Here is a 15294-nt window from a genome sequence, read left to right as displayed (position 1 = left end):
GACCAGCGCAACCGCGCCGGCTTCCTGCACCAGCTTTGGCAGGCTTCGACGTGGCGTTCACCCTCGCCTTGGCCGACGAGCTCGCGCAGGCGTCGGGTGAATTGAATTGGCCTCCGCGCTCGCCGAATCCAGATACAGCGGCGGGGCAACGAATGCCTATAGCCGCTTCTGAGCCTCGACTATGAGCTGGTTCGACCGCGTGCCGACCGGCGAGGGCTCAAGACCGCAAGCTCTGAGAAGCTTCTGGAATCCAGCACGGGTCTGTACGGTCTCGCAATGCCCCCGGATCCGAAATTGCCTGCCGAAGATGCGGAGCGAGAGACTATTGAGCGCGACGAAGCAGCAGAAAGCCACATCCCGTGCCCGTCCCCTGAAGAGATCCTCGCGGATGCGCTTAGCCAGCATACCAGACGGGTGCAATGCCGCCCAGAACTTCCCGCCAGGCCGCAACACCCGGGAAATCTCTGCCAGGGCGGTGGGGATATCCATGTAAGGCAGAGCGACTCGCGAGAACACAAAGTCGAAACTTGCATCCGGAAAAGGCAAGTGCTCGCCGGCGCCGAGGACAAGGTGGATATTGCTCCCTACGATTTTCTGGCCGGCCATTATCGCCTCTGCGTCGCTGTCCAAGCCCCAGGCTTCGATGGCCGGGTCGAGTCGAAGAGCCATCAAAGTCTGTCCCATACCGCAGCCAATATCTAAAATGCTTGTTGCAGTAGGTGGCAGCGGAGGAAGCGAATGGCTTGGATGCGCGGCATCGAGAGCAAGGGCCAGCTCCCGACGATGATATTCCACCCCAGCGCCCATGGTTTACTCCAGAACGCGGTTGATGCCTGGATTGGCGGCTGCAAAGGAAAGTCAACTCGCGTCCGACGAGGCCGTGCAGCTTTGCCGCGCATTGAGCAGGATACATCCTACTGGAGGATCGCTCAACGTTCTCGTGCGACAGTCCTTGTCCCCCATTTGGTGGTGCGGATCGCCTTGCAAGGCCCGAGCCCTCGACATGCGGCCGGCGCCCCACCGGGAGGCAACGTGGTCTTTGTCTTGATCGTCGGGAATAGCCGGCCAACTCGTCACATTGGCGCTAGCTGCCCGCTTCCATGGCTTGCTCACCGCCTTGCTGGTGGCGCCAGTCGGCGGCGCGTTGGCCGCAGGTATGCTTCAAAGTTTGAAGGCGTAGCCTCGCCTGGGTCGGTACGGCTACATTAGCGAGTCAATATATACGATTTGTGGACCCGGGATAGTTCTTTTGGATGGGGTTGGGGGCATTTCTGCCGATGTGCGACAGACCTAATTGTGATCTCTATGACAAGTCCCGTCAACATCGGATCAAAACGGGGCGCGGATGAACGCTCGATCTTTTGTATGGCTAGCTGGGCAACGTGCAGGCACTTTGCAACGGCCGAGTTATGCCACCATCAAGCGGGTCATGGATTTCCTGTTTGTCGCTCTTGCTGCTCTGCCTGCTATGATATTGATAGCTGCGTGTGGGCTTGTAATCCTGCTCCTGATGGGCAGGCCGGTTTTTTTCGTCCAGAACCGAACAGGCAAGGGAGGGCGCATCTTTCGGATGTTTAAGCTGCGCAGTATGCAGCCATGCCAGTCCGGGATCGTTGTGGCCACAGCCATAAACGATGCGCGCGTCACGCCCTTCGGTCGGTTTCTGCGCCTTTCACATCTCGATGAGCTGCCGCAGCTCTGGAACATTGTCAAAGGCGACATGACCCTGATCGGGCCGAGGCCCGAGCAGCCGGCGTTGGTTGAAGTCTACAGGGCCGAACTGCCAGGTTACGATCTCAGGCATTCGGTTGTGCCGGGGCTGACGGGGTGGGCCCAGGTCTATTACGGCTACGCGGCCGACCTAGAGGAGACGCGGACCAAGCTGGAGCATGACTTGCATTACGTGTACAACTTTGGTCCGGCGATCGATCTGAAAATCCTGGCGCGGACTATACTGGTCTATTCGAATCTGACCTATGTCCGTTGAACCTGCGTGGGGCGCTGATTGATGCTCAAAGCGGCGAAGCTTACGGCGTTGCGGGCTGCCCGATGCGTAGGCGGCTATGCCGCTCTGCGCGGAAGCCGATGGCGTAGGGAGCGCCTCCTGATCCTGTGCTATCACGGCATTTCGCTGGCCGACGAGCACTGCTGGAATCCGGAGTTATACATTCCCGGCAATCTGTTCGAACAGCGGCTGGCGGCCATTCGCGAGCAGGGATACAATGTACTTCCACTCGATGATGCGCTTGATCGACTATATGCCGGCGAACTGCCCCCGCAGTCGCTTTGCCTCACTTTCGACGATGGTTTCCATGATTTTGCAGCCGTCGCCTACCCGCTGCTCCAGAAGTATGCGATTCCGGCCACGGTGTACCTGACGAGCTTTTACTCTATGTACCGGCGGCCAGTGTTCGATCTCATGTGCAGTTATCTGTTGTGGAAAGCTCGCAACCGCACTCTGGAGATGGCTAGGCTCCGCATCGCTGAACGCTCCGTCGCTCTTGCGCAGCGCGGCGTTCGGCAAGACATCTCGGCCGACATACGCCGCTTCGCGGATGAGAATGGCTATTCCGCCGACGACAGAGACGAGCTTTTGTGCAGACTCGCTTCCGAACTTGGGGTCGACTACCAGGCCCTTGTCGCTCGCCGCATCCTTCAGATTATGTCAGCGATCGAGTTGGCAGATCTCGACCCTAGGCTCGTGCAAGTCGAGCTGCATACCCACAGACATCGTGTTCCGCTCGACAAAGCTCTTTTCCAGCGCGAGATCCGTCAGAATCGAGATTACATCCGCCACGCCACGCGAAAAGAAGTGGTCTCGGCCCACTTCTGTTATCCAAGCGGCGTTACAAGCCCCGTCTTCCTTCCTTGGCTGCGCGAGGTTGGAGTGCGTTCCGGGACCACATGTCGGCCCGGCCTCGCTTCCCGGGCTGACGAGCCGCTCATGCTACCGCGTTTCCTGGATATGTGCGGGGTCTCATCGGACGAATTCGACGGTTGGTTAAGCGGGCTCGCGAGCAAAATGCCCAGGCGCCGGCTCACTCATCCAAGTCCGACGGCGAGCGGTATCCTTGTTTGATCGCGTTGTCGTTCCGGGCTGGTCGAGGCGGTCGGATTCCTGGCGATGACCCGGAAGATACTCTTGGGCGCCTTGTCGCTCTTGCCAGCGCCGAAATGGTGGGCCGAAGCGCCGGCCCAGTTGTTTCCGGGAAGCTCAACTCGTCCGGGCTTTGCCAACATGGTCGTACTGCCGGCGACATCCCGGTGACCGCAGTTCCGATTGGCACACGTCAGAACGTCCAACCACATTCCAGATCCAGGCGTTTTTTTTGATCCAGTGTCATGAGCAGGACCTAGGCCCGGCACGAGGGGTCGGAGCCCGGTTGAGGGGCAGAACTCATTCTGGTATGCTGCAACCGGAGGGCACTCCGATGGCGCAATGCTGCGGGTTAAAGGCTGTGCTTAAGAGTACAAAGCGGCTTTCGACGGCAGACGCGATAGCGGAACACGGCAAGTTGATTGTGGTTTGGCAGCACTCGTACGAACGGAGACGGTGAGATGCCTGGCATTTCAGGTCCAGCGAAGGCGGCGCGGAACGCAGCCAACGCATACCTCCAATCCAGGCTGGAGGCGCGCATCGTATCCACTGCACAGGCAACAGCGGCCGTACGGGCCATTGTGCCCAAATGCCCAATCACTGACCGAGAGTTGATCGACATGATTGCGGCGGCTGCCCTCGAGAATGGCCTTTCGGTGTCCTTCGATTGCCGAGTCGATCGCATCAACCATGAGGCCCTGAGCGGTCACAGATCCAAGCGTCGTGCAGAGCGCAGAAACAAAAGTGATGATTGACTCTGAGGACGTGCTTTTTGAGCCTCCCCCGGAGCCGGATGAGCAACGCCTGTTGTCATCGCAGTCCTCACCGCGCCGCCTCGTGCGCGATTACGCTGGGATTTATCCCGAGGGCGTGCATGCATGCGAGGATCGCCAACGCTCTCACGCTTGGCGATTTCCCACTTTCCCTAAGCGAAGAAGTGCCTGAGTGGGGGGTGGGTTTTCTCCCGGTCCTCATTGGTCTGAACTCGAAGACTGTGACATGATTGCCGAGAAGATGGTCGCAAAAAAGGCCGAGGTCGTCATTCCGATCAAGGACCGCCCCAATTAAAAGCGCGAAGTCCGTATTCGCGATCCGTTCGGCTATCTTTGGGTCCTAGCCAACAGGTGGCGAGATGACCGTACTGCGTATCATGGTGAATATCACGCGGCTTCGGTTGGATAGTCTCGACGGGCTGCTCGGCTTGGTCGATTTCGGCGTGTTTGAACTCCATCCGTGGCAGGCGAAAATCGACGATTTCGAAGCCGCGCCCCACGAGAGCAGGCACTTCAACATTCTGAGAGCATCTTGTTCTACCGTAAAGCGCAGCGGCTACGTTACGCCCCAACTTTTCACGGCTGGCGCGCGAAGAAGAGGTTCGGGTTGTCGGGGTCACGACCCTTGGCTGGACGGTAGGCCAGCGTAGCGCTTCGCCAATCGCGTAGGCTGCCGAGACGGCCAGAACGGGCACTGCTAGGAGACCCGTGCCGACGATGCCCAGGGCGAAGAGCGTCGAAGCAAAGGGCCGGCAAGAGGGCGCAGCGCTTCCGCAGCCTGCGCTGAGCTTTTGATGTCCGTGACGCACCCTGGGTGTAGTGTAGACGCCGCGGTCGAAATGATCGCCAAGCCGATGATGTTCGAAGCTGCCATGCCGACCATCGTGTCGAAGCTTATCCGTTCAAGCGCGGCCGGGCCTTGCGCCGGCTCCGCTTCAGCGCCTTGCGATGGGGAATGTCCGCCACGTCTTCGGCTTCCTCGGAGGCCTGCCAAAAGACAGATAAGGGCTTATGGTCGTGCCGAAGACAGCGACGACCATCATCAAATAGTCTGGGCTCCAGGCCAGCTTCGGGACGAGGATACGATAAAGGGCTTCGCTCCAGGGCACGTCGACCGCGAGCAAAGTCAAGATATAGGCCAGAAGAGCGAGCGTCATCCATCTCAGAGTGGCGGCGTAGCGCGCATATTTCGTCCAGACCGGCCCGGCGGCGCAGACGCCGGCGAACAGGAACAGGTAAAGGTGCGCTCGCCCGCCGAACACCAGCCTCGTCGCATCAGCCATCGCGCCGAGATCTGCACCGATATTGATTGTATTCGCGACAAGCAGCAGCGATACGACTCTATGAGTAGCCAATTCGGGCAGTACCTGCGCAAATTGCCTGCGATCCCATGCCCGGTTGTGCGGCCGATCCTGGCGCTGATCAACTGGATAAAGACCATGAGCGGCCAGGTGACGATCATGGTCCAATCGAGCGCGAAGCCGAACTGGGCACCGGCTTGGCTATAGGTGGCTATCCCGCTTGGATCGTCGTCGGATGCGCCCGTGATCAGGTCCGGCCCAAGGTATCGAAGAAGTCGCGGCTTGCGCGACGAAGTCGGCTTCTGCGGTGCGGCAGCCCCCAAAGTGGTCTCCGAGTTTAGATCCAAGATCGAATTCTCCGGCCACACCCAGCAGTGCTGAACGCGCCGCACTACGGAAGGTTGCCAGCTCCGAAGCGAGCGGATGGGACATGTCTGCGGCCCCGAGCCCTTTATCCAAACGGTCCGGGCCTGTGTCGCGGAGATCGGCATCGCGCCCTCGCAGTATCACGAGGAAAGTTTCGGCGTCGCGGGCAATTCCATACCTCCGCGATCGGTCGCCGCTGGCCCAACTTGCGTCCGTTTCACCCGGTCCGGCGTGGAGCATCTTTGCGCGCCCGGAGAGACCCTGCTCGATGCGGCGCGCAATTGCGGCCTCTACATTCCCACCGCATGCCAGCAGGGCATTTTGCGGAACCTGCCGGACAGTCAAGCTCTCAGGTGAAGTCGCGATGGACGACCTTGGGGGGCTCAGCCTTGAAGAGAAGGCGGCTGGTTATGTGTTGGCCTGCTGCAGCCGGCCGCAAGGCACCGTTTGCCTCGATCTCTCTGTTGCGAATTCTGATGGAAAGCCTGGCGCCCGGACTCGTTGTGCTGCTGACCGCGATCGCGGCCGTGGGGATGCGCTCCTCGCTTAAGCAGATGCTGAAGATCGTCGGCGATGCGATCGTGCTGGATCCTGGCAGAAACCGCTCTCCTTACCGAATTGGTGATCGCCGGCCTCGAATTTGCCAGCGGTGATAGAGGTGATCTCGGAGAATTAGTGTCCGGCGACGGGCGGTCCAGCAGCTCAAGTCCGCGGCGCCGAAATTCGGAACTGAGGTTCGGTTCGGCGGTTAAAGGGGGCGAGCTGATTTGCGGGAGGTTTGAGGTGAACGGGTTGTTGAAGACGGGACTTTCGACAGGCGTAACCGGTACGGTTGCAAGCTTTGTGACGGCGGCCGTCCTCGCTCTTCTGGCCAAAGCCGAAGGAACGTCCGCACTGCAGCCGACTAATGCCACCAGCCATTGGCTGCACGGCGACAAGAGCGGCGGGGTCAGGAAAGCTGACCTCGAACACACGGCTGTGGGCTTCGGCACCCACCACGCCTCGGCCATTTTCTGGGCCGCTCCCTTCGAGGCTTGGCTCGCCAGGAACCCCCGCGGTCGCCTCTACTGATGCTGCGCGATGCCTCGGCAGTGGCCATGATCGCTGCGGCCGTGGATTATCTCGTTGTACCGAAGCGGCTGACCCCGGGCTGGGAGACCGTGCTTTCGAAGCGCTCCATCGCGGCGACTTATGTAGCGCTCGCTCTGGGTTTGGCTGCCGGCGGACTGGTCGCGCAGGAGATGCGAAAAGGAAAATAGGATCCTAGTGTTGGGCCGTCTCACGAGACAATTGTCCTTGCGCAACAAAACGCCTTACCAAGCCTCGCCACTCGCCGCTGACGCTGCCGTGCGCGCTATAGTTGATCCATATGGTGCTTGAGTTTCGAGAGGAACGTGTACAACGCTTCCTCCGGATCATTAGCTTGCTCACTGAGCACCGTGATGCCCCAACGGCCCAGCACGGCTTCCTGCACGGGATTGGGATCGGCCATGAAGACGAAGGATCTTGGACGGTCCTTTTCATAGCCGGACCGTTTCCAGGTCTGCCAGAGCCGATGCAGCAATAGCCTTATGTTCATGTCGGACATGCTGTAGCCGATAAACAGCACAGTGCGGCCGAGCGCGTCGGAACGAAATTTCACGTCAAGTGGAGAATCGAAGGAGAGCCTGTCGAAGTAGTCGGTCTCGGCAAGAACAAGCGATGCGTCGTCGTCGAAGTCGCCGTGGTATTTGATGATTTGCGTAACGTCTTGACTGGCTTTCGCCAAGTCCTTGGCGTTGGCGATCTTCACGAAATCCCGGCGGTATATATCGAAGGCGACCTCCAGGTTGCGGTCGTAGTTCGTCGTGTAGATGATGGGAAAGTCAAGTGAGACGATGAGCCGGTGCAGGCGGGAGGCCTTGACCTTCTCACGCGAGACACTCCAGTTCCGACCTAGCCAGTCGCGCAGGAGACCCAGGCCGCCCTTCCTCAACCGGTAGTATTCGGCCAGCATCTGATAGCTGGCGTCCGGTGGGCCAATCATGTCATTATCGAGCTCGAGTTCTTCGGCCATATGCTCAATCAGCGTTTGCCAGGAGGGAAGCCCGACGCTCATCGAGACCCCGGCGCCGACGAACAGGATCACGCGGCGCTGCCTTATCAAATTCGCCAATTCCTCTGCGGCGGACAACATGGCTCCAGCATGGTCGCTCCGGTGCTGGAGCGAGGACCAGCTAACCCGCGAAATCACCTTCTGTTCCACCCTCGGGCGCGGTCGAATGTCGGTTTTCTGTAAAGAAACCGGGTCAAGAAGGTCCGCCTTAGGTCAATGTGCGTGAATTCGATAGGCCCAAACGAATTTCCGCAATGGTCGACGCGAGCCGTTGGCGAAGGACAGCTTTTGAGAAGGGCCATGAATATCGAGAATAGTAACCCTCCTGTTGCCACTTCTGCCTCCGTCTCTCCCCTTTCGCACCGTCGAGCTCTTCTAACCGAATTTTGGAGAGCAGATCGACCGGTGAGCCCTGAAGAAATAGTTTTATAACGGAACCTCCCTACATTTTCGCAGTTATCGCCGTGATGGATTGGCAGCGCAGGCCAAGCAATTAGGCACGGGCCATGGAACGAATGTTGCTGGTTTTCTCGGCGCTCATGATCTCTTTTGCTCAGGCAGGAGCAAAGGAATAGTAGTTCGGCATCGAAAGGTTTGGCTTCGTTTTCGACGTGCCGCCCGAGTTCGAACTGTTGCATCGTTCAGAGGACGGCGATGGCGCGGCCTTCCATTCCCCCGACGGAGCCCTCCTCGCCGTCTGGGGAACCAACGTCGCCGAAGGCGACTTCCTGCCTCAGGTCAAGAAACAGATCAGTCGAGACGAAAAGGAAGGCTGGAAATTCACCTATCGGCGGCTGACGCGTGAATGGGCAAGTTACTCGGGGACCAAGGACGATCAGATCCGCTATGTCAGAGGCATAACCGTATGCGGCGATCGTGCCGCCATGTTCCTGATAGACTACAGCAGGGAGCAAAAAGCTGCCTACGATCCGGTCGTCACCCGGATGGTTCGCTCGCTCAAGCCAGAAGACTGCTGACGGTCAGCCGCCGTTTGCTCGCCAGGCTCAAAATCATACTACCCAGACGAGATTATCTGCAAGCACGTTTAGTTGGCTGTCGGCGCCGGCCTGCTCATCGAGTACGACGGGGCAACCCATCCGTATCGCGACCTCCGAAATGGCCTTCGCCAGATTTTCGTCGAAAGTCATTGCACAATAATTGGCAAGGACTGGTGTTGATTCTTCCTCTAATTTTGGTCTGAAAGACCTGACCGGAGGATCGTCATGACCGCCCCACGCCCGTCCAAGACCCATATCGGAAATCATCGGCTGCATCCGGAAACGTTGATGCTGAGCTACGGCTTCGACCCTCAGCTGTCGGAAGGTGCGGTGAAGCCGCCGGTGTTCCTCACCTCGACCTTCGTCTTCCGATCTGCCGAAGAGGGGCGCGACTTCTTCGATTTCGTCTCGGGCCGCAAGGAACCACCGAGCGGAACTGGAGCCGGGCTGGTCTATTCCCGCTTCAATCATCCCAACAGCGAAATCGTCGAGGATCGCCTAGCCGTCTATGAAGGGGCCGAGGCCTGCGCCGTCTTTTCATCGGGGATGTCGGCGATCGCCACCACCTTGCTAGCCTTCGCTTGTCCTGGCGACGCCATCCTGCATTCGCAGCCGCTTTACGGTGGCACCCAAACCTTGTTTGCCAAGACCTTGGCCAATTTGGGCATCAGCGCCGTCGGGTTCCATGACGGTGTTGATGAGGCAGCCATTCGCGCGGCCGCTGACAAAGGCTGCGAGAAAGGCCGGGTCTCGATTATTTTCATCGAGACCCCTTCTAATCCGACCAACACCCTGGTCGACTTCCAGGCGGTCGGCCGCATCGCGGACGAGATCGCAGCCAGGCAGGGTCATCGTCCGATGATCGTGTGTGACAACACATTGCTCGGGCCGGTGTTTCAACGTCCGCTCGACCACGGCATCGACATTTCCGTCTATTCCCTGACCAAATATGTTGGCGGCCATTCCGATCTGATCGCCGGCGCGGCACTTGGAAGCAAGGCCGTCACCAAATCGATCAAGGCGCTCAGAGGATCGATCGGTACGCAGCTTGATCCGCACTCGTGCTGGATGCTCGGCCGCTCGCTGGAAACGCTAAGTATTCGGATGGAGAAAGCCAACACCAATGCCCGCATCGTCGCTGAATTCCTGGCCGAGCATCCGAAAGTGGAGCGGGTGGCCTATCTGCCGTTCCTCACCGACGACACGCCTGCGGCGAGAGTCTTCAGGAGGCAATGCACCGGCGCCGGATCGACGTTCTCGTTCGACATCCGCGGCGGTCAGGCCGCGGCGTTCGCGTTCCTCAACGCGCTTCAGATATTGAAACTTGCCGTCAGCCTTGGCGGCACGGAGTCGCTGGCTAGCCATCCTGCCGCCATGACCCATTCGGGTGTGCCCAAAGAGGTTCGGGAACGGATCGGAGTTCTTGAAACGACAATAAGGCTGTCGATTGGCGTCGAGCACCCCGACGATCTTGTCGCCGATCTCACCCAGGCCCTGGCCGTCGCCTGAAAATGCCATGGCATCTGGTGGGCTGACTGGCGTCCTCGTCGACATTGCCGCGTCCAGGGTCGCCCCGACCCTCTCCCCAGTGTTTGGGGCGGGCCGCTATTTTTCGCAAAAAAGTTGCGGGCGCTCCCCCGACGCAGTTGACGCAATTTGCCATAATGAGCGGCGGAAGAATTGCTTGTCGGAGTGATGCCGGACTTCTCGCTGTGGGGGCGGCGCGGTGTCAGGCTACCCCTTTGGGCTATCGATTCTCGCGCAGATGCGTGGTGGCCGAGACGCCGGATCCCACAGGCTCGCACAAAGAATTACGATGTGATACGCTATGTTACCGCATCTGGTGCAGTCCCCTCGCCTGAGAAAGGGTGCGGGAGAACGCAATGGTCGAGACCGCGGCCCAACCTGATGTCGAAATAATCGCCGAGATTGTCTCGGCCTACGTGTCCAACAATGCCGTGCCTGTTGAAGCGCTGCCGGACCTGATTGCCAGTGTCGCAGCAGCGGTTGGCAGGCTTACGAGGGACATCACCGCAGTAGAAGCAAAGCCGCCTAAACCAGCGGTTCCCGTTAGGGGGTCGCTGACGCCCGATTACATCGTCTGCCTGGAGGACGGAAAGAAATTCAAGTCCATAAAGCGGCACCTGGCGAGCCGCCACGGCATGACGCCCGATGAATACCGGGCGAAGTGGAATCTTCCGGCGGATTATCCGATGATCGCACCCAGCTATACCGCGGCCCGTTCACGGTTGGCCAAGCAAATGGGCCTGGGCCGCAAGCCAGGCAAGATGCCAAAGGGCCGCGGCGGGAGGAAGACATAAAGCCCTCTTGTTTTACCTGCAGGTCTGCCATGGAGACCTGCATGGTGAAGCTGACCAACTAGGAACTGGAGACTTCAGGCGAGCGCCGTCACCCCACCGCAAATTCTCTGCGAGAAGCTGCATTTTTGCTTCTCGCGCGCTATGAGCTGCTCCATCTCTATGCAACCATCCCACAGGGGACTCGGCTTGAGCGATGTTCCAAAAATCGGGATGGGCGTTTTTCCTCGGCTCAGCGTTCTTGTTGCGAACCCATCTTGTCGCGGACGGATTCCTCCGTCCGTTCGGCCGCGGACTTGAACACCTCACTGACCCGCTCGGCCACGCTGGGCTGACCGTCTCCGGTCAGCGCCTGCTTATCGGCCTCTTCCTTGGCCGCGCCATAGGCTTCGGCCGCCACGTCCTTGGCCTCTTCCATGCCTTTTTCGTACAGATCTTCGCCGGCATCGCGCAGCTTGTTACCGTATTTGCCGAGCGTTTCATCTTCCAGGCGAGTATGCGGCAGCATGGCGCCGATCGCGGTTCCTATCGTCAGGCCGAGCGCGGCAAGCACCAGCGGCTCGCGCTCGAACATATCCTCCGCAGCATGGCGGGCCTGAGCGCCCATGCCGCGCGACCGGTCGGCGAAGCTGCGGGCGCTCCCGGCGAGGCTGTCCGTGGCGCCGGCAAACGTCTGCTTCGCAGAGCCGGCAGCCTCGCTCGCCATTTCCATCGCGGAGCTGGTGGCACCGGCGACCTTGTCGGTGATCGAATCGCCGTCACGTCCGGCGGAGCGGTAGCCCAGATCCGCGGTTGACGGATAATCGCCCTCCCAGCCGTGGCGTGTGCCATAGCCTGCTCGAGCGTGCTGCGAGGAGGACGCGACCTGTCCAAACATCAGCCAGGCGAGACCTGCGCCGACGAGAGTCAGCGGCAGCGGGTTGTCGCGCACCTGCGCCTTGAGATTGTGGAGCGCGGCCGAGCTATCGCCGCTCGCAAACATGCCGGTCATTTCGTCGATCAGCTGACCGGGTGTCATCTTGCTTCTCAGCGTTTCGGCGGTGTTGGCCACCCTTGCCCGCGCGGCTTCCGCCTCGCGTTCCAGTTCGACCGCGGATTTGTCTTCGACTGCGGATTTGTCGATCATTTCAGTTGCTCCTTGACCACCCGGAGGTCGCGCTTGAGCTGCTCCTCGGTCCGGTCGGGATTGAGTTGCGACGGCGACAGATTGGCGCTGCCGGTGCGAAGCAGGATGACGCCGAGCACCGCGACCACCACGCCGACGACAAGTGACGACCAGCCGGCACCGAGACCGGCGTTGGCAAGCGCGATCACCAGCGCCTGCAAGAGAACGATCAGCGCGGCGAGCAGGCAAACAGCGCCTGCAAGGACTTCGACCGCGCCGCTGCCGACAGTGCTGAATTTTTCCGACATTTCCGCGCGCAAGAGCCTCGCTTCCGTCTGCAGAAGCGTAGTGACCTGTTGCGCAAGATCGCTGAGCAGCGTCGCGACGCTGCGGCTGTCCTGATGCTCATTCATAGCCGCTGCTCCGTGTTACGGTTCCGCTGTAGGTGGAGGATGCCTGCTGCGCTTGATCGGTACTCTGTTGCATTTGCTGGCCGCTTCCGGGAGCCTGGCCGAATTCATCGGCGGTCCACGGTTCGCCGCCGCTCCCCGATTGCTGCGGCTGCCGCGCGGTGCCCGACGTCGGCATGCTGCTTTTCACGAACCGGCCGAGCGCCAGTCCGGCAAGAAGCGAGCCGGCGATGAGCGCCCCGGAATTTTCCCGGCCGAAACTGCGCACGTCGTCGATGACATCGGCGAAGGGTTTGTTTTTCAGTGAGCCGGCGAAGCGTTCGATGCCGCTCGCCGCCTGTTGCATAAATTGCGCAGCGGCGCGCTGATCGCTGCCGGCCAGATGATCGCCGGCAACCCGCAATGCGCCGCCAAACGCTGCGAGACTGGCGCTGACGTCCTGCTGGGCGACTTCCGCCTGCTCCACGGCCGCTGCTTTGGCCTCGGAGGCGTATTCTCCGGCCTTGCGGGCGACCTCGTCACGGGCGTCTTGCAGCGCGTCCTTGGCGGACCGCGCTTCGCGCCTGATTGTGTCCTGGGCGCTGCTGGCCGCCGCGTTCACGTCTGCCTGTTGCTGCTCAGGGGAATCTGGATCGTTGCTGGGCATGGCTGTTCTCCTCATGCGAGCCCGAGAAACGACAGGATGGCCAGCACGACGACGATGAGACCGATGAGATAAATGACACTGTTCATTGGGGGCACCTCCTGATCTAGATGAACATGTTGCCTCACGCTAATGTTCCCCATTTTTCTGGCTGGGGCCGGCGGCTCCCAATGCGTTTTGTGTAACCGATGCGGCCACCGGAGTTCTGCGGCGGCAGGGGCCGGAAACCAGCGGGTCGATGATATGGCGGGCCCGACGCTTCGAGCGATCAAGAATCCCGATGCGCAAACGGTCAAGCCTGGCCTCGACCGTCGCGTTCGCCCGCATGAAAGGCGAAGGCACCCACTTCGGCCTGCGCCGCTGAAGACGTGCAGGGTAATTGACTTGGCAGTTGACCTTGCTGGAGACAGCGCCATCTGGTCGACCGATCAGATCATTCTCAACGTCCCGCGACCATCAAGCGTCTCCCCCCAACTGTTCTCGGTCATCCGGATCTCCAACTCGTTGTCGCCCCGCTGAACCTTTGCGATCCGACATTTCCTGCCGGGTTCGGCGGCTTGGCCACGACTGTTTCACCAATTTCTTGCTTCGTGCTCCAGCATCCCCTATCATAGCCATGGCGCTCAATCAGTCGGCGCGGCCGCGCTGCTGTAATGCCGAACTTCTGCGCGAGTCGCTAAACTTCGTAATCCTCGGAACCGGCAATCCAAATTGGTTGATGTTGATTGCTGCTCAGTGCCGGGCAGCTTGAAAACTATATCGGCTGCGGGCACTGGGCGGACCAACGTTGGGACGCCTACGTGGACGGAGACGAAACAGGTCCTGCAGATTTCAAAAGATTTCACGGAACACGGATTTGGGAAACGCCCTGTCTCCAGCATCGTTCCGGTAGGCTCCATCATCGCCTGGCCCATGTCGAGGACATGGTCGGCGAGTGCCAGCGAGGAGGTCAGCCCGGGTGACTCGATGCCGAAGAGGTTGATCAATCCCGGAATGCCATGCGTCTCCGGGCCTTGGATCACGAAATCCTGGCTGCCGACTTCGGGAGGCACTATCTTCGGCCTTATTCCCGAATATGCCGGCTGCAGTGTTCCGTCCTTCAAGTCCGGATGGTATCGCCTCACGCTGGCATAAAAGGATTCTGCCCTGCGCGGGTCGACCTCGTAGTCGAGGCGGCTGACCCACTCGACATCCGGTCCGAAGCGCGCCTGCCCTCCCATGTCGAGCGTCAGGTGGACACCCAGTCCGCCCTTCACGGGCACAGGATAGATGAGCCTCGAAAACGGCGACTTTCCGCTGAGCGAAAAATAGCTGCCCTTGGCGTAATATTCTTTTGGAATGAGGTCCGTCGGCATGCCTCTGAGCTTTCGTGCCAGGGACGGCGCTTGCAGTCCCACGGCGTTTACGAACAGTTTGCAGCGGATGGTTGCCGGATCTGTCCCGCCGACATCGAGGACGATGCCGCCCTCTTCAATCCTTCCTCCCAGGACCGGGCTGTTGAGAACCAGTGCCGCTCCCGCGTTCTGGGCGTCGCCGAGCAACGACAACATGTAGGCATGGCTGTCCAGGATTCCGGTGGAAGGAGAAATGAGCGCGCCAGCCGTCGCCAGCGCGGGCTCCAATGCCAAGGCCTCGGCCGCCGAAATCCGGCGCAAATCCGAAACGCCATTTGTCGCCGCCCGGGCCGCGATCGCCGGAAGTTTCGCGAGTTCTTCCTCCGATGTCGCGACGATCATCTTGCCGCATCTGCGGTGCGGGATCGCGCGCTCGCGGCAATAGTCATAAAGGGCGTTGCGTCCGGCAACGCAGAGCCGCGCCATCAGGCTTCCCGCAGGATAATATATTCCGGCGTGGATCACTTCGCTGTTGCGGGACGAGGTTTCGGTGCCGATCGCATCGGCGGATTCGAGAATGACGACCTCGCGTCCGGCGAGCGCCAGCGCGCGGGCAACCGCCAGTCCGATCACCCCCGCTCCTGCGACCACACAGTCGAGTTCTTCCAAAGCCATTACGGATGCCCGCGTTCACGGTCAACAGGGTCCGAGCCGGAGTCCTCACGGCTCCTGCATCGTCGGCTCGCCGTTCTCGTCATATTTCTGGAGGATCAAATCCCTGCCGTTCTCGGTCATGGTGTGGACGCCGTCCCGGCATTCATGGCTGATCCCCTGGCCCTTGATCACGATCGGCG

The 15294-nt window shown here is 60.2% G+C and carries 17 protein-coding genes and 2 pseudogenes; 10 read left to right on the top strand and 9 right to left on the bottom strand.

What is annotated here, in order from left to right:
• Nucleotides 1–156: 156 nt before the first annotated feature.
• Nucleotides 157–807: a class I SAM-dependent methyltransferase gene (locus ACG873_RS01050; RefSeq protein ID WP_394885666.1), complete on the bottom strand. Its 651-nt coding sequence runs from the start codon at nt 805–807 to the stop codon at nt 157–159.
• Between the two features lie 622 nt (nt 808–1429).
• Between ACG873_RS01050 and ACG873_RS01045 the strand changes: the two genes are divergently transcribed.
• Together ACG873_RS01045 and ACG873_RS01040 are read left to right on the top strand one after the other, a co-directional pair.
• Nucleotides 1430–1987: a sugar transferase gene (locus tag ACG873_RS01045; protein WP_394885665.1), complete on the top strand. Its 558-nt coding sequence runs from the start codon at nt 1430–1432 to the stop codon at nt 1985–1987.
• A gap of 21 nt (nt 1988–2008) precedes the next feature.
• A complete protein-coding gene (locus tag ACG873_RS01040) occupies nt 2009–3079 on the top strand; it encodes a polysaccharide deacetylase family protein (protein WP_394886137.1) in 1071 nt (356 codons plus the stop codon).
• A gap of 1488 nt (nt 3080–4567) precedes the next feature.
• On the opposite strand, the gene ACG873_RS01035 is transcribed toward ACG873_RS01040, so the two are convergent.
• Together ACG873_RS01035 and ACG873_RS01030 are read right to left on the bottom strand one after the other, a co-directional pair.
• On the bottom strand, nt 4568–4744 hold the full coding sequence (locus tag ACG873_RS01035) for a hypothetical protein (RefSeq protein WP_394885664.1): 177 nt from the start codon (nt 4742–4744) through the stop codon (nt 4568–4570).
• Nucleotides 4745–4805: 61 nt separating this feature from the next.
• Nucleotides 4806–5332, bottom strand: a pseudogene (locus ACG873_RS01030) (divalent metal cation transporter).
• Between the two features lie 262 nt (nt 5333–5594).
• Here ACG873_RS01030 and ACG873_RS01025 point away from each other — a divergent pair.
• From ACG873_RS01025 to ACG873_RS01005, 5 genes are all read left to right on the top strand, one after another.
• Nucleotides 5595–5894: a 2Fe-2S iron-sulfur cluster-binding protein gene (locus ACG873_RS01025; RefSeq protein ID WP_394885663.1), complete on the top strand. Its 300-nt coding sequence runs from the start codon at nt 5595–5597 to the stop codon at nt 5892–5894.
• Nucleotides 5806–6087 (top strand): 2Fe-2S iron-sulfur cluster-binding protein, encoded by a 282-nt coding sequence (locus tag ACG873_RS01020; RefSeq protein ID WP_394885662.1) that lies wholly within the window; start codon nt 5806–5808, stop codon nt 6085–6087. Before ACG873_RS01025 ends, ACG873_RS01020 begins: the two co-directional genes overlap by 89 nt.
• Complete coding sequence (locus ACG873_RS01015) at nt 6014–6190, top strand: hypothetical protein (RefSeq protein ID WP_394886155.1); 177 nt, start codon at nt 6014–6016, stop codon at nt 6188–6190. Before ACG873_RS01020 ends, ACG873_RS01015 begins: the two co-directional genes overlap by 74 nt.
• A gap of 130 nt (nt 6191–6320) precedes the next feature.
• Nucleotides 6321–6608, top strand: a complete 288-nt coding sequence (locus tag ACG873_RS01010; protein ID WP_394885661.1) for a hypothetical protein — start codon at nt 6321–6323, stop codon at nt 6606–6608.
• Between the two features lie 26 nt (nt 6609–6634).
• Nucleotides 6635–6796: a hypothetical protein gene (locus tag ACG873_RS01005; protein WP_394885660.1), complete on the top strand. Its 162-nt coding sequence runs from the start codon at nt 6635–6637 to the stop codon at nt 6794–6796.
• Nucleotides 6797–6891: 95 nt separating this feature from the next.
• Here ACG873_RS01005 and ACG873_RS01000 read toward each other — a convergent pair whose 3' ends face one another.
• Nucleotides 6892–7713 carry an SIR2 family NAD-dependent protein deacylase gene (locus ACG873_RS01000; protein ID WP_394886135.1) on the bottom strand — a complete coding sequence of 274 codons (822 nt, stop codon included), beginning with the start codon at nt 7711–7713 and terminating at the stop codon, nt 6892–6894.
• A gap of 530 nt (nt 7714–8243) precedes the next feature.
• Between ACG873_RS01000 and ACG873_RS00995 the strand changes: the two genes are divergently transcribed.
• From ACG873_RS00995 to ACG873_RS00985, 3 genes are all read left to right on the top strand, one after another.
• A complete protein-coding gene (locus tag ACG873_RS00995) occupies nt 8244–8609 on the top strand; it encodes a hypothetical protein (protein ID WP_394885659.1) in 366 nt (121 codons plus the stop codon).
• 246 nt (nt 8610–8855) lie between these two features.
• Nucleotides 8856–10139 (top strand): cystathionine gamma-synthase family protein, encoded by a 1284-nt coding sequence (locus ACG873_RS00990; protein WP_394885658.1) that lies wholly within the window; start codon nt 8856–8858, stop codon nt 10137–10139.
• A 374-nt stretch (nt 10140–10513) separates the two neighbouring features.
• Nucleotides 10514–10951, top strand: a complete 438-nt coding sequence (locus ACG873_RS00985; protein ID WP_394885657.1) for a MucR family transcriptional regulator — start codon at nt 10514–10516, stop codon at nt 10949–10951.
• Nucleotides 10952–11180: 229 nt separating this feature from the next.
• Here ACG873_RS00985 and ACG873_RS00980 read toward each other — a convergent pair whose 3' ends face one another.
• From ACG873_RS00980 to ACG873_RS00960, 5 genes and pseudogenes are all read right to left on the bottom strand, one after another.
• On the bottom strand, nt 11181–12074 hold the full coding sequence (locus tag ACG873_RS00980; RefSeq protein WP_394885656.1) for a hypothetical protein: 894 nt from the start codon (nt 12072–12074) through the stop codon (nt 11181–11183).
• Entirely contained in the window at nt 12071–12466 is a 396-nt protein-coding gene (locus ACG873_RS00975) for a phage holin family protein (RefSeq protein WP_394885655.1), read from the bottom strand. Before ACG873_RS00975 ends, ACG873_RS00980 begins: the two co-directional genes overlap by 4 nt.
• A complete protein-coding gene (locus ACG873_RS00970) occupies nt 12459–13109 on the bottom strand; it encodes a hypothetical protein (protein WP_394885654.1) in 651 nt (216 codons plus the stop codon). Before ACG873_RS00970 ends, ACG873_RS00975 begins: the two co-directional genes overlap by 8 nt.
• Nucleotides 13110–14020: 911 nt before the next feature.
• A pseudogene (locus tag ACG873_RS00965) lies at nt 14021–15115 on the bottom strand (NAD(P)/FAD-dependent oxidoreductase); the annotation flags it as partial.
• 45 nt (nt 15116–15160) lie between these two features.
• On the bottom strand, nt 15161–15286 hold the full coding sequence (locus tag ACG873_RS00960) for a hypothetical protein (protein WP_394885653.1): 126 nt from the start codon (nt 15284–15286) through the stop codon (nt 15161–15163).
• Nucleotides 15287–15294 lie beyond the last annotated feature (8 nt).

It is taken from the genome of Allomesorhizobium aridi, assembly GCF_043769475.1.
In the GTDB taxonomy this organism is placed as follows: Bacteria; Pseudomonadota; Alphaproteobacteria; order Rhizobiales; family Rhizobiaceae; genus Allomesorhizobium.
Note: the sequence above shows the minus strand (reverse complement) of the source record. Positions and strands in the feature narration are given on the sequence as shown.

Excerpts from the sequence above, each read along its gene's own strand:
- ACG873_RS01040 (WP_394886137.1), top strand. The coding sequence starts at position 2,009 with ATGCTCAAAGCGGCGAAGCTTACGGCGTTGCGGGCTGCCCGATGCGTA.
- ACG873_RS01025 (WP_394885663.1), top strand. The coding sequence starts at position 5,595 with ATGGGACATGTCTGCGGCCCCGAGCCCTTTATCCAAACGGTCCGGGCC.
- ACG873_RS00990 (WP_394885658.1), top strand. The coding sequence starts at position 8,856 with ATGACCGCCCCACGCCCGTCCAAGACCCATATCGGAAATCATCGGCTG.
- ACG873_RS01020 (WP_394885662.1), top strand. The coding sequence starts at position 5,806 with ATGCGGCGCGCAATTGCGGCCTCTACATTCCCACCGCATGCCAGCAGG.
- ACG873_RS00970 (WP_394885654.1), bottom strand. The coding sequence starts at position 13,109 with ATGCCCAGCAACGATCCAGATTCCCCTGAGCAGCAACAGGCAGACGTG.
- ACG873_RS01050 (WP_394885666.1), bottom strand. The coding sequence starts at position 807 with ATGGGCGCTGGGGTGGAATATCATCGTCGGGAGCTGGCCCTTGCTCTC.
- ACG873_RS00975 (WP_394885655.1), bottom strand. The coding sequence starts at position 12,466 with ATGAATGAGCATCAGGACAGCCGCAGCGTCGCGACGCTGCTCAGCGAT.
- ACG873_RS01035 (WP_394885664.1), bottom strand. The coding sequence starts at position 4,744 with ATGGCAGCTTCGAACATCATCGGCTTGGCGATCATTTCGACCGCGGCG.
- ACG873_RS01005 (WP_394885660.1), top strand. The coding sequence starts at position 6,635 with ATGATCGCTGCGGCCGTGGATTATCTCGTTGTACCGAAGCGGCTGACC.
- ACG873_RS01045 (WP_394885665.1), top strand. The coding sequence starts at position 1,430 with ATGGATTTCCTGTTTGTCGCTCTTGCTGCTCTGCCTGCTATGATATTG.
- ACG873_RS01015 (WP_394886155.1), top strand. The coding sequence starts at position 6,014 with ATGGAAAGCCTGGCGCCCGGACTCGTTGTGCTGCTGACCGCGATCGCG.
- ACG873_RS00980 (WP_394885656.1), bottom strand. The coding sequence starts at position 12,074 with ATGATCGACAAATCCGCAGTCGAAGACAAATCCGCGGTCGAACTGGAA.
- ACG873_RS00985 (WP_394885657.1), top strand. The coding sequence starts at position 10,514 with ATGGTCGAGACCGCGGCCCAACCTGATGTCGAAATAATCGCCGAGATT.
- ACG873_RS01000 (WP_394886135.1), bottom strand. The coding sequence starts at position 7,713 with ATGTTGTCCGCCGCAGAGGAATTGGCGAATTTGATAAGGCAGCGCCGC.